The organism is Lactococcus ileimucosae, from assembly GCF_943193185.1.
Classification (GTDB): Bacteria; Bacillota; Bacilli; order Lactobacillales; family Streptococcaceae; genus Lactococcus; species Lactococcus ileimucosae.
The window spans coordinates 162,431-175,494 of the sequence record NZ_CALPDE010000001.1 but is presented as its reverse complement, the minus strand read 5'-3'; the positions used below and the strand labels follow the sequence as shown (position 1 = coordinate 175,494).

The 13,064-nt window shown below is 38.5% G+C and carries 12 protein-coding genes and 2 tRNA genes; 12 read left to right on the top strand and 2 right to left on the bottom strand.

What is annotated here, in order from left to right; all coding sequences use genetic code 11:
* Positions 1-16 precede the first annotated feature (16 nt).
* From rimP to NFR51_RS00710, 10 genes are all read left to right on the top strand, one after another.
* The gene (rimP, locus tag NFR51_RS00755; protein ID WP_251711865.1) at positions 17-493 is read left to right on the top strand and encodes a ribosome maturation factor RimP; all 477 of its coding nucleotides are present in this window, start codon (positions 17-19) and stop codon (positions 491-493) included.
* A gap of 68 nt (positions 494-561) precedes the next feature.
* A complete protein-coding gene (nusA, locus tag NFR51_RS00750) occupies positions 562-1,686 on the top strand; it encodes a transcription termination factor NusA (protein ID WP_251711864.1) in 1,125 nt (374 codons plus the stop codon).
* A gap of 4 nt (positions 1,687-1,690) precedes the next feature.
* Entirely contained in the window at positions 1,691-2,017 is a 327-nt protein-coding gene (gene rnpM / locus NFR51_RS00745; RefSeq protein ID WP_202230543.1) for an RNase P modulator RnpM, read from the top strand.
* Position 2,018: 1 nt separating this feature from the next.
* Positions 2,019-2,324: a YlxQ-related RNA-binding protein gene (locus tag NFR51_RS00740; RefSeq protein WP_251711863.1), complete on the top strand. Its 306-nt coding sequence runs from the start codon at positions 2,019-2,021 to the stop codon at positions 2,322-2,324.
* A gap of 18 nt (positions 2,325-2,342) precedes the next feature.
* Positions 2,343-5,042: a translation initiation factor IF-2 gene (gene infB / locus NFR51_RS00735; RefSeq protein ID WP_251711862.1), complete on the top strand. Its 2,700-nt coding sequence runs from the start codon at positions 2,343-2,345 to the stop codon at positions 5,040-5,042.
* A 37-nt stretch (positions 5,043-5,079) separates the two neighbouring features.
* Positions 5,080-5,436, top strand: coding sequence for a 30S ribosome-binding factor RbfA (gene rbfA / locus NFR51_RS00730; protein ID WP_202230538.1), 357 nt, complete (start codon positions 5,080-5,082; stop codon positions 5,434-5,436).
* A 279-nt stretch (positions 5,437-5,715) separates the two neighbouring features.
* The gene (gene manA, locus NFR51_RS00725) at positions 5,716-6,672 is read left to right on the top strand and encodes a mannose-6-phosphate isomerase, class I (RefSeq protein ID WP_251711861.1); all 957 of its coding nucleotides are present in this window, start codon (positions 5,716-5,718) and stop codon (positions 6,670-6,672) included.
* 258 nt (positions 6,673-6,930) lie between these two features.
* Complete coding sequence (locus tag NFR51_RS00720; RefSeq protein WP_251711860.1) at positions 6,931-7,572, top strand: hypothetical protein; 642 nt, start codon at positions 6,931-6,933, stop codon at positions 7,570-7,572.
* 5 nt (positions 7,573-7,577) lie between these two features.
* Positions 7,578-7,832: a hypothetical protein gene (locus tag NFR51_RS00715; RefSeq protein ID WP_251711859.1), complete on the top strand. Its 255-nt coding sequence runs from the start codon at positions 7,578-7,580 to the stop codon at positions 7,830-7,832.
* Positions 7,833-8,416: 584 nt separating this feature from the next.
* Positions 8,417-8,504: transfer RNA gene (locus tag NFR51_RS00710), tRNA-Ser, on the top strand.
* A 167-nt stretch (positions 8,505-8,671) separates the two neighbouring features.
* On the opposite strand, the gene NFR51_RS00705 is transcribed toward NFR51_RS00710, so the two are convergent.
* A tRNA-Arg gene (locus NFR51_RS00705) sits at positions 8,672-8,744 on the bottom strand.
* Between the two features lie 26 nt (positions 8,745-8,770).
* On the bottom strand, positions 8,771-9,763 hold the full coding sequence (locus NFR51_RS00700; protein ID WP_251711918.1) for a Gfo/Idh/MocA family protein: 993 nt from the start codon (positions 9,761-9,763) through the stop codon (positions 8,771-8,773).
* A gap of 329 nt (positions 9,764-10,092) precedes the next feature.
* On the opposite strand from NFR51_RS00700, the gene udk reads away from it, so the two are divergent.
* Together udk and pta are read left to right on the top strand one after the other, a co-directional pair.
* Positions 10,093-10,722 carry a uridine kinase gene (gene udk, locus NFR51_RS00695; protein ID WP_369948240.1) on the top strand — a complete coding sequence of 210 codons (630 nt, stop codon included), beginning with the start codon at positions 10,093-10,095 and terminating at the stop codon, positions 10,720-10,722.
* A 1,274-nt stretch (positions 10,723-11,996) separates the two neighbouring features.
* On the top strand, positions 11,997-12,977 hold the full coding sequence (gene pta / locus NFR51_RS00690) for a phosphate acetyltransferase (RefSeq protein WP_251711858.1): 981 nt from the start codon (positions 11,997-11,999) through the stop codon (positions 12,975-12,977).
* Positions 12,978-13,064: the final 87 nt, after the last annotated feature.

The window sequence follows — 13,064 nt, the reverse complement described above, 5'->3', positions numbered from 1 at the left end:
TCTGAAAGGAGAAGAGATGTCAGAAACACTTGTGAAAACAGTGGAGGAATTCATCTTGCCTCACTTACCAGAGGAGTTTGAACTTGTCGATGTCGAGTGGGAGAAACTTGGTGGAGATATGGTTTTGCGGCTCTTGGTAGACAAGGCAGGAGGAATTACCATTCAAGATACAGCAGACTTAAGTGAAATTCTTTCACCCTTGCTGGATACTATTTCACCAGACCCCTTCCCAGCAGAAGGTTATATGCTTGAAGTAGCCAGCCCTGGTGCCGAACGTCCACTTAAAAAGGCTGAGCATTTTCAAGATGCTGTTGGTGACTATATTCTTGTAAAGCTTTATCAAAAAATTGAAGGCGAAAAAGAATTCGTTGGTGATTTGGTGAAGTATGAGGATAGTATCTTAACTGTTGAGTATATGGACAAAGCCCGTAAGAAAACAGTTGAAATTCCAGCAGATAAGATTTCAAAAGCAACGACTTTGGTTAAGCTTTAAGAAGTCTTGACACTAAAAAGAAAAAATAAAATATTTTCCAAAAAACGCAAGAAAGAGGAAAAAGCAAAATGAGCAAGGAAATGCTTAACGCCTTTGCAATGCTAGAAGAAGAAAAAGGCATTAAACAAGAGATAGTTATTGAAGCTATTGAGCAAGCTATCACGGCAGCTTATAAACGCCAATATGGTCAAGCGCAAAATGTAAAAGTTATTTTTGATGAAAAAAAAGGGAACTTCAATGTTTATTCGACACGTGAAGTGGTTGATGAAGTCTTTGACAGTCGTCTTGAAATTTCGCTTGAAGATGCCCAAGAACTTAACCCGCATTATGAAATTGGCGACAAAATCATGTTTGAAGAAAAACCAAAAGATTTTGCACGTACAGCAGCTGGTGCGGCCAAGCAAGTAATTATGCAAAAAATGCGTGAAGAAGAACGCACAATCATCTATAACGAGTATAGCCGTTATAAAGATGAAATTATCACAGGAACAGTTGAAAAAGTTGATGCACGTGCCGTTTATGTTAACTTGGGACGCGTTGATGCACTCTTAACAGCAAAAGATCGTATCAGTCAAGAAAGTTATCATGTTGGAGACAAGGTCAAAGTCTATGTGACAGATGTTCTTTTGACTCCCAAAGGTACGCGTGTATTTATTAGCCGGACAGCACCAGATATGCTCAAACGCATGTTTGAAAAAGAAATTCCTGAAGTTTACGATGGAACAGTGGAAATCAAATCGGTTGCGCGGGATGCAGGCGATCGTGCAAAAGTTATCGTTGAAAGTCATGATGAGAATGTGGATGCTATAGGTACTATGGTTGGTACAAAAGGTGCGCGTATTCAAGGCATTATCCGTGAGCTTTCAGGTGAAAAGATGGATATCATCGAATACAATGCTGACAAAGCAACGCTGATTGCTAATGCGCTCAAACCTGCACGTATCGAACAGGTGGCGATTCGTGAAGATGGTTCAGCAATTGCTGTTGTTGCTCAAGATCAATTGTCATTGGCTATCGGTAAACGAGGCCAAAACGTACGTCTTGCAGCCCATGTTACCAATTGTAAAATCGACATCAAGTCAGAAGAAGATTTCCAAAAAGAAATGGTTGAGCTTGATGCACTTGTTGAAGAAGTAGATGAATTTACAGAGGAAGTTGCTGAAACTGTTTTAGAAGAAGCAAGCGAAGAATAAGCCTATGAAACAAAGAAAAACTCCCATGAGAAAATCAGTAGTATCTGGTGAACAAATCGCGAAACGAGACCTGTTACGCATTGCTTTTAACAAGGAAGGGGAAATTTCTATTGACCCGACAGGAAAGGCACATGGACGAGGGGCTTACATTGCTTTATCCAATGAAGAAGCACAACTTGCCAAAAAAAGACGTGTCTTTGATCGTACATTCAGTACAAAAATCGCAGATGAGTTTTATGATGAACTGATCAATTATGTTGAACACCAAGTTGCACGCCGTGAGTTAGCAGGAGCTACATACTCGGTAGACTTAGCACCGGATTACGACTAATATGGATACTACAAAACAAATGTCAAACTTACTCGGTCTTGCCAAGCGCGCAGGAAAAGTTATCACAGGCGAAGAACTAGTAGTCAAAGCCATTCAAACGGGTAGAGCAAGTCTGGTTTTCGTCGCTCATGATGCTTCAGAGAATTTAATCAAAAAAATCACCGATAAATCGAGTTACTATGAGGTAAGCGTGTTACAAACGTTCTCAGTAAATGAACTGTCAGCGGCAATTGGAGCTAACCGAAAGGTATTAGCTATTGTTGATGATGGATTTGCAAAGAAAATGGAGAGCCTTATGACTAACTAAAAAATAAGGAGGACAACATTGTCTGATAAAAAACGAATTAATCAAATCGCAAAAGAAACAGGATTGAAAAATGCTGATCTTGTATCAGCAGCACAAGCTTTGGGTATGGCTGTTAAAGCTCACTCAAGTTCGGTAACAGAAGCCGAAGCAGAAAAAATCATTGCACATGTCAAATCAGGCGTGATGACAACTGAAAATGCTTCACTCTCAGTGAAAAATGCGGACTCAAAAGCTGTGAAGAAAAAAGAAGATGCTCCGCGCACATTTGCGGGGAAAGCGGTTGTTGAAGACCCTGCAATCCTAGCGCGCATCAAAGCTAAAGAAGAAGCAGAAAAGGCTGCGAAACTCGAAGCGGAAGCTAAAATTGAGCCAAAAGCAGAGGAAACCAAAGCAGTAAAACAAGAACAAACCGTGCCAAAAGTAGAGAAAAAATCAGAAGCCCCAGCAACGAAAAAGCAAGAAGATAAAACTACTGAGCCAGTGAAAGAAGAACCGAAAAAAGCATTGGATAAAAAACCAAGGATTCAGATCAAAGTCGTAAAACGTGCAGAAGACATCAAAAAAGAAGCAGCGAAGAAAGATGCTGCCCGTCAAGAACGCCGTCAAAATGACCGCCGTAGTAATGATAACCGTCGTGGAGGACAAGGACGCAACCAAAACGATAACCGCCGCAAAAATGATAACCAAAATCGCGGAGGTAAGTTTGAAAGCACCCCTTCAGCAGAAGTATTCTCTGCTCCAGTAACTCCAGCTAAGAGCAATAGCCGTCGAGACCGTGAGCGCAAGAAAAATGAGCATAACAAATCTTCAGAGGGCCGTCGTCCAGGTGGACCACTTCGCGTTAATGACAGCCGAAATCAAGTCCGTAATGCCCGTAACTCCAATTGGAACCAAAAAGGTCGTCGAGGAAAAAATCAACAATCAGCTGCTCCAGTATCTACGCGTAAATTCCATGAATTACCAGAATCAGTAGAATATGCTGAAGGTATGAATGTTCAAGACATCGCTAAAGCAATCAAACGTGAACCAGCAGAAATCATCAAAAAACTTTTCATGATGGGAACAATGGTTAATCAAAATCAATCTCTTGACGAAGATACCTTAGAATTGATTCTCATGGATTATGGTATTACACCTATTAAAAAAGTTGAAGAAGATGCATCTGATATTGAACGTCTCTTTGTTGAAGAAGGCTATCTGAACGAAGAGGAGATGGTGGAACGACCAGCAGTTGTTACGATTATGGGTCACGTCGATCATGGTAAAACAACCTTGCTTGACCGTTTCCGCGAGTCACGTGTAACTGAGGGTGAAGCTGGAGGTATCACACAGCATATTGGTGCCTACCAAATCAAAGCAGGAGATAAGAAGATTACCTTCTTGGATACACCTGGACACGAAGCTTTCACAAGCATGCGTGCACGTGGTGCCTCAGTAACAGATATTACGATTTTGGTTGTTGCTGCTGATGATGGTGTTATGCCGCAAACGATTGAAGCCATCAACCACTCAAAAGCCGCTGGAGTTCCAATCATCGTTGCGATTAATAAAATCGATAAGCCAGGTGCGAACCCGCAGCGTGTTATTCAAGAGTTGGCTGAACACGGTGTAATGTCACAAGCTTGGGGGGGGGAATCTGAGTTTGTTGAAATTTCAGCCAAGTTCAATCAAAACCTTGATGCCCTTTTGGAAACCATCTTGCTTGTTGCTGAAATACAAGAACTCAAAGCAGACCCAACAGTACGTGCGATTGGTACAGTAGTTGAAGCACGTCTGGATCAAGGACGTGGCGCTATTGCAACACTCTTAGTACAACAAGGGACACTCCATATGCAAGACCCAATCGTTGTTGGTAATACTTACGGTCGTGTACGTACAATGACGAATGATCTTGGCCGCCGTATCAAAGAAGCCTCACCGTCAACGCCAGTCGAATTGACAGGTTTATCTGATGTACCACAAGCTGGTGATCACTTCGCTGTTTTTGAAGATGAAAAATCTGCACGAGCAGCCGGTGAAGAACGTGCCAAACGTGCCCAATTAATCAAACGTCAAAGCACGCGCCGTGTCAGTCTGGACAATCTTTTTGACACTCTTAAAGAGGGACAAGTTAAGACTGTTAATATCATTATTAAGGCGGACGTTCAAGGTACGGCTGAAGCCTTGGCAGCCTCTCTTCAAAAAATTGATGTTGAAGGTGTAAAAGTGGATATCGTTCACGCTGCTGTAGGTGCTATCAGTGAGTCAGATGTGTCACTAGCTGCAGCCTCAAATGCGATTATTATCGGTTTCAACGTACGTCCAACAGGTCTCGCGCGTGAGCAAGCAGAACATGAAGATGTGGATATTCGTCTTCACAGCATCATCTATAAAGTTATTGAAGAAATCGAAACAGCTATGCGTGGTATGCTTGATCCTGAATACAAAGAAGAAATCATCGGTGAAGCAGTTGTCCGTGAAACATTTAATGTTTCTAAAGTTGGTACTATTGCCGGCTTTATGGTTATTCGTGGTAAAGTTCAACGTGATGCTAGCGTTCGCGTAATCCGTGATGGTGTTGTTATCCATGACGGAGCTATTGCTAGCTTGAAACACTATAAAGATGATGTGAAAGAAGTTGGCAATGCACAAGAGGGTGGTCTGATGATTGAAAACTACAATGATATTCTTGTCGACGATACTTTCGAAGTCTATAAAATGGTTGAAATTAAACGTTAAGGATAATTTCTATAAAAAATAAAAAAGGAGAATAAGTATGGGCACTTCCTTCCGTAGTGATCGTGTGGCTGTTGAAATTCAACGTGAAATCAATGACATTTTACGTCACAAGATTCGCGACCCCCGCGTTCAAGAAGTGAATATCACAGATGTTCAGGTGACTGGCGATTTGAGTCAAGCTACCGTTTATTACAGTCTGCTTTCAACTCTTGCCAGTGACAATGAAAAAGCTAAGAAAGGTCTGGAAAAAGCTACGGGTCTTATTAAGCGCGAATTGGCGCAACGTATGACCATGTATCGTATCCCGGATTTGAAGTTTGCCAAAGATGAATCTGTCGAATATGGTTCAAAAATCGACGAACTTCTCCGTAATTTGAATAAATCAGAAGAGTAATACAAAAAATAAGCCTCAAGTTCTTTTGAGTGCTTATTTTTTTAGAGAAAAATTTAAAAAAATAAAAGAACCTAAGACTTAAAAATTATCCTGTCCATTAGTTTACGCTATTTCATAAGAGTACTCTAACTTGAAAATAAGCCTTTTTAGCGAAGGAGAGACACATAAAAATGGTACATCTAAAGTTATAGAACAATCTATCTCTATGATATAGATACCGGAAATCTCCAAATATGTGCTATAATGAACGAAGTGATAATAAACAATTGAGGAGAAAAAATGTCAGTAGAACCTTTATTTCTAGATTCTGTATTGCAAGAGAAACTTTGGGGGGGAGAACATCTTAAAACTTTTGGCTATGATTTACCTTCTGATAAAATTGGAGAATATTGGGCAATTTCGGCTCACCCCCATGGTGTATCAACCATAAAAAATGGTCAATTTTCTGGTCAAAAGCTTGATAAGGTATTTGATCAGCATCGTGAACTTTTTGGTAATACTGATGAGAAAGTCTTTCCACTCCTGACAAAAATTTTGGATGCTAACGATTGGCTTTCTGTCCAAGTTCATCCGAATGACGAATATGGTATGAAACATGAGGGAGAGCTCGGAAAAACCGAATGCTGGTATATCATTTCTGCAGAAGAGGATTCTGAAATCATTTATGGTCATAATGCGACATCCCGGGAAGAACTTGAGAAAATGATTCAATCGGCTGACTGGGATCACTTACTTCGCAAAGTGAAAGTCAAAGCCGGAGACTTTTTCTATGTACCCGCGGGAACGATGCACGCTATTGGTGCGGGCATTGTTATCCTGGAAACGCAACAATCTAGTGATACAACTTACCGTGTATATGACTTTGACCGCAAAGATGATCAAGGAAATCTTCGTGAGTTGCACATCCAGCAGTCTATTGATGTGCTACATATCCCAGGAGACCAAACACCAGAAAACAAGATTCAAGTTGTTAAGGGAGAAAACGCGGACTTAAGCACCTTGGTCAACTCAGATTTCTTTGATGTTTACAAATGGTCAATTCATGGTAGACAAGCTTTTGAAGCAAGAGCAGACTATATGCTGGTTTCAGTTCTTGAGGGACAAGGGGAACTTATTGTGGCAGACAATACTTATCCACTATCGAAGGGAGACCACTTTATTCTTCCTACAGGCATTGATAAATGGGAACTTTCAGGAAATATGGAAATTATTGCAAGTAATCCAGTCTCTCACTAATAGAAAAGCGAAACGTCTTCACGGACGTTTTTTTATGTATAATTTTAGATTTTAAAGAAAGCATGCCATATTTGGCTTTCAGAATCATCTGAATATTGTGTTAAATTCAGCTTTGCTTAAGGTTGGCTTGTTAAGCTTTTCTCAAGAACATAGATAAAAGCCTTTTCGTGAAAGGAGCAGAAAATTTAGAAGAGGGATTTGCAAATGAGTGAGCTAGAAAAAAATAGTTCAATTCAAAGTTGAGAAAGGAAGAACTTATTGAACAAAAAAATCAAAAAAGTAATCATTGGGACTGTTTCAGGGTTGACTTTGTTATCAGCAACTTTACCCTCAGCAGTTGGTGTAGTTCAAGCAAATGATGTAAATTTAGTGCAAGAGCGAGCTCCAGAAAAATTTGAGATTTACAATGATACCGTACACCTCGATATTACAGAAGATACAAAAACTGATGTTACCTTATCTGACCAAGATCAAAAAATAGCCGATGCTCTCTCAGATTTTTATTCATTTGATAAAGAGGGTAAGGTTCAGTTTAATGCAACGGTTAAGGATTTAACTGCCCTTGGTATTTCAGAAAAAGATGCGAAGTTGATGATTGAGGATGCCAACGAAATAAAAGAAAGCCCGTTGCGTGCTCGAGGATTTGTAGGGCTACATATTAACTTAGGACCAAGAGTTCGGTCAATGAATGCTTGGGCAGCAGGAGTATACGCTGGTGGAAGGGTTGGCTTTGCATTAAAAATTTTTGCAACAACCCCACATACGGCAGGTGTCGTTGCTATTATTGCAGGAGGTGTTGTAGGAGCTGTTCGATGGGCGGTACAAAATAGAGTTCGCCGTGTAAGTGTCGGTGTCTACATTCCACGTGTCTCTCTGTCTCGAACAGTATCACTTCCATAATGCCTATGAGTAAAAATAAAAACCGTGCTTATTATGTCTTTACATTTGTAGTGATTTTTTCTGTGTTGCTTTTCTTTTCTGAGCGGATGACACTTATAGAGATGGTTCTTCTCTTCTTTATCTCTATTCCCATATATGCTTTAGGAATCTATCATGGCAAAAAGAAACAAAGGCTCAGAGCATTACACCGCACAAAAAAAGCTCAAGAACGAAAAGATGAAGAAGAGCGCTCAGGAAAATTAAATAATGAAATGAAGTAAGAGGAATTAAGAAAAGAGGTTGTAGGGTCTGAAACCGCTGAAAATCAATACTAAATCATGAAAACAAAACAGTGGAATAGCTTCAACCACACAGTTCTATTTTTATAGATTTTGGATAAGCAGAGCTTTTCATCAGCATTGAAAACTGTTTTATCTTTTTGTTTTCAACACGATACTTCAGGACTAAATAAATCATTTTTGTTTCACTTTATTTTGATTTGAGCCATTTTTAAGAAGTAAGCAGTACAATACATATATTCCGATAAAATTTTTTCATAAAACTCCTTACTCTTCCGTGACAATATGGGAGAGTTTTTTCTTGAATTCAACTCCTCGAAATTATGAGGATAAAATGTGGTTTTACAAGAAGCATGATAGAGCGAGGAGTAAAATAAAAAATATATTGAAGGGGAGATTTTATAACAAAATATTTTCATGAAATCAAGCCGCACATGATGCACATATAAACACATCATTATCCTAGAACAGTCCGAAAGTTTTTCCTGATTAGATGAGTTTAGTTTCACATTTATAATGATAATATGATATAATATAATATGTTCTGAAGTGTTTTGCTTCTATTTGGAGAATTACTCAAGAGGCTGAAGAGGTACGCTTGGAAAGTGTATAGGCGGGTAAAACCGCGCATGGGTTCGAATCCCATATTCTCCTTCTATATTGGATTTCTGAAGAAGAACAATTCAAAAATTACAAAAATGGAACCTCAACTCCCGAGGTTCCATTTTTTGGTTCTTTGTCAAATCCCACAGGATTTATTATAGAACTCATTTTTTATTTTCATGATTTATTGGTAGCTTTTTCGAAACACTTGCTTTTGATGATCCCTGCCAGATTCGAACTGGCGATTCAGACTTAGGAGGTCCGGGTTATATCCAATTTAACTAAGGGATCAGAAGACTCCTTCAAGGAGCCAGAGATTAATTTTTATCTGCTTCAAAGACAATTCCAGCACTTTGACGCATCATATAACTTGTTTCTGAAACATCTTGGGCCAGTTGATGCAAAGATTTATAAAGCGCATGTGCAGCTGGTGTTGACTTCGTTTCGATAATTTCAGCAAAGTGAAACGCCTCATCATAGAGAGTGTGTTTTGGAGGGGTAATTTTAAGAACTTCTTTGCTGCCATCATATTTGATAAATTTGGCAGAGGTAATGGCATGAACACCATCCAAAATCAAAGTTCCTTGATCTGTATAAATCTCACATGAGAGGTAGCTTGTTAGATTTCCGGCACATTTGATAGCAACTTTAAAGTCCCCATAGTCCAAACTACCAATACCAGAAATATCTACACCACTTGGTAAGATTACGGCATCATAGCAGGCAGATTGCGGTTTATCAAACCAGTAGATAGCTGCATAGAGCAAATAAACACCCAAATCAGCAAGCAAACCACCAGAAAATTTACTGTTAAATTTATTAGGAAGTTTTCCAGCTAAGAGAGCAGGCATTTTAGAAGAATATTTTGAATAGGTAAAATCAGCGCCCACTATTTTTTTGTCCGCCAAGAACAGGTTGATTGTCTCAAAGGATTTTTCATGAATGTTTCGTGCAGCTTCAAAAAAGAGAACATTGTTTTCATCTGAAAGCCTAATGATTTCAGTGAGCTCTCGTGGATTTGAAAAAGCTGGTTTTTCTACAATAATATTCTTTCCAGCTAAGATTGCTGCTTTGGCCTGTTCAAAGTGGATAGCATTGGGGCTTGCGATATAGACAATATCTAAATCATGTTTAAAAAAATCATCTAAGTCATCATAAAGTTCAACGTCATCAAAGTCTTCAGTAAATGACACTGCACTTTCAAGATTACGTGAGTAAACAGCTTCAAGGCTATATTTTTTTGTGAGGTGGGCCGCTTCTACAAAAGAGCTGCTGATCCACCCTGTACCGATAATTCCAAGTTTAAGCATCATACTCCATTTCCTATCTGAAATTTACTAAAACCATTATAGCAAATTTTTTCGTAAAACTCATGTAAAATTTGTGATGCTGAATATGAAAAATGTCTTTTTTAATTTCAAGGGATAAAAGGGGGAAAGCCATTATTAAGAGTGTTGCTTTTCGTTAGGAACTTGGATTACAATAACAACGCTATAGAGTGATGTTGCGTAGATAAAAAATGAATAGGATGTTAGAATGATTTTCAAAACTGAATGAACTTTGGTTTTGTGATAAAATGAAGTAGAATAACATAATATCCCTGAAAAAAAGCTAAAGTGGATATGTAAAGTATGGAGAAATGATTTTGAAAAAACCATTGATTATCGGTGTGACAGGGGGATCGGCAAGTGGAAAAACCAGTGTCTCCCATGCTATTTTATCTATGTTCAAGGATGAAAACATTGCTATGATTGAGCATGACAGTTACTATAAAGATCAATCACAGCTGACATTTGAAGAACGCACAAAAACAAACTATGATCATCCCTTAGCCTTTGATACGGACTATCTGATTGCTCAGTTGAAAGAGCTTCAAAATGGGCGTGCCGTTGATATTCCGACCTATGATTATGCCAAGCACACACGAAGTGAAAAGACCTATCGTCAAGAACCTGTGGATGTCCTGATTGTAGAGGGAATCTTGGTTTTAGAGAATGAAAAATTACGTAATTTGATGGACATTAAAGTCTTTGTAGATACGGATGATGATGTGCGTATTATCCGGCGTATTCGCCGTGATATTGAGGAGCGCGGAAGAACTTTAGATTCCGTAATCACGCAATACATGACAGCTGTTAAACCAATGTATCACCAGTTTATTGAACCAACAAAACGTTATGCTGACGTGATTATTCCTGAAGGAGTGTCAAATACTGTCGGAGTAGATATTTTAACGACGAAGATAGCGAGTATCTTACATGAAGAATAATATAGAGACAAAAGGATTTTACCTAAGGTGCTATTTATTTTAGTCGGGTTTTGTGCAGTTGTAAATCAAAGGATATAGAATAAAAGATATGAAATACGACAGGATATTTGGTATCTTTTTTTTGAGGAGAGTGCTATGGTATTAATTTATTCTTAAATTGTCAATGATGTAGAAAGAGTTTCCCTTATCGAATGTATTTTTATTGGAAATGGCTATTTTTATAATGAATGATTGTTTAAATAGCCATATATACGCAACTTTTTGCACTTGAAACTTTTCAACTAAAACATGATAATACTATTATCGGCATTGCACAATCAGAGACGAAGCTACTGAATTGTATTTATACTTTCATCACTTAAAATTTAAGAATGAATGACACAATAGGCTTCTAGAGTTGCGCATTTATTCTTTTTGTAGAAATAGAAAGGAGAAAAAATGAAAAAAGCAAAACTCTTTAATTCTGCTAAAGCAGGATGCCCAACATATTACAGTTGGAGTACAACTGGATTTGCAAAATAGTCATCAGAAAATTGGCAACTTACATTGCTATTTATAAACATTGTCATTTGTCAAGAAAACTTCCCTTTTTGTGTATAACGGGAGTAGATGTGACATTCTAAAGAGAGTTTTTAAACATCTGCGAGAAATGGCGCATGTCTACACGAAGAATACTATCAAAAAATACAGATGTTGTCGGTAAATAGGTTGCTGGTGCTGATATGGCGTATGATGGATTGTATATACAATTTAACGACATCTATTGTTTTTAAATGCAGTGTAATTGTTTAGAGAGCTCTATTATAGAAAATAGGGCTCTCTTCAAATTTTATTTTAGCGACACCACAGTCAACTGTCAAGGCGTTAAGTTGCTTATCTTTCACAAAATAAGCGTAAGGGAGTTGAGAGTGTTTCGATTTTTTAATAAAAGGGAGTATTGCTTGGAAATAGTTTTTCAAAGTGTGATGAATGTAAGAAAGAAATATTCCCTGTGCGAGAGAGCAAGTTGCCTGCTCACATGATTCTCGAGCGCGGTTGGGGGCAAACTTAGCAGTGCATTGACAAAGACGAGTAAATATTTCTTAAAAAATGATGGGATAAGAGTGTGTCTTTGAATGATTCTTTGATTTTTGGGCGTTTCATCAAGTTTATTCATTTTGAATTTTTACAATCACATCATAATGAACCAAAAAAACGTTTACATAAGTAGGCATTTTTTGTGACTTTGTGATATAATCAATAATGAAATTCTAAAAATAGTAAAAGGAAGAATTATGGAACTCTTTGAATCGCTCAAACAAAAAATTTCTGGCAAAGGTCTACAAATTGTCTTTCCAGAGGGAACTGATGCACGTGTCCTCGGCGCTGCTAACCGTCTCTATGCAGATAAGCTTATTACGCCCGTGTTTATTGGAAATATTTCCGAAGTAACAGGAACGTTGATTTCTCGTGGAATTAATCCAGAAGGTTTCCAAATCTATGACCCACTGAACTGTAGTCGTTTTGAAAAGATGGTGGAGATTTTTATTGAACGTCGTAAGGGTAAGGTGACTGAGGAGCAGGCACGTGAAATTTTGAAAGACCCAAATTATTTTGGAACAATGCTTGTTCACATGGGAATCGCAGACGGTATGGTTTCGGGAGCAGTACACTCAACGGCAGACACTGTACGTCCCGCTTTGCAAATCATCAAGACGAAACCAGGGGTGAAATCAGTATCTGGGGCTTTTATCATGGTTCGTGGTCGCGATGACAATGAAAAATATATCTTCGGAGACTGTGCGATTAATATTAATCCAGATGCGAAAACTTTGGCAGATATTGCTGTCGCTTCTGCAGAAACAGCAAAGCTTTTCAATATTGAGCCAAAAGTTGCAATGCTTTCGTTCTCAACAAAAGGTTCAGGGAAGTCAGACGATGTGACGAAAGTAGTTGAGGCAACTGCTCTGGTAAAAGAAGCACATCCAGAAATTGATGTTGATGGTGAACTTCAGTTTGATGCGGCTTTCTCTCCTGCTGTAGCACGACAAAAAGCACCAGAAAGTTCAGTTGCTGGACATTCAAATGTCTTTATCTTCCCGGATATCCAATCTGGAAATATCGGTTATAAGATTGCGCAACGCTTGGGGAACTTTGAAGCGATTGGCCCAATCTTACAAGGTTTGAATGCACCTATCTCTGACCTTTCTCGTGGAAGTAACGAAGAAGATGTCTATAAACTTGCCATTATTACAGCAGCGCAAGCCCTCAAATAACACAGAAGTTTTCTAAAAAAAATCATGACCTTGTTGTGGTTTTTTATTATCATTCTTTTTGCTTTAGCAAAATAGAATGATAATACG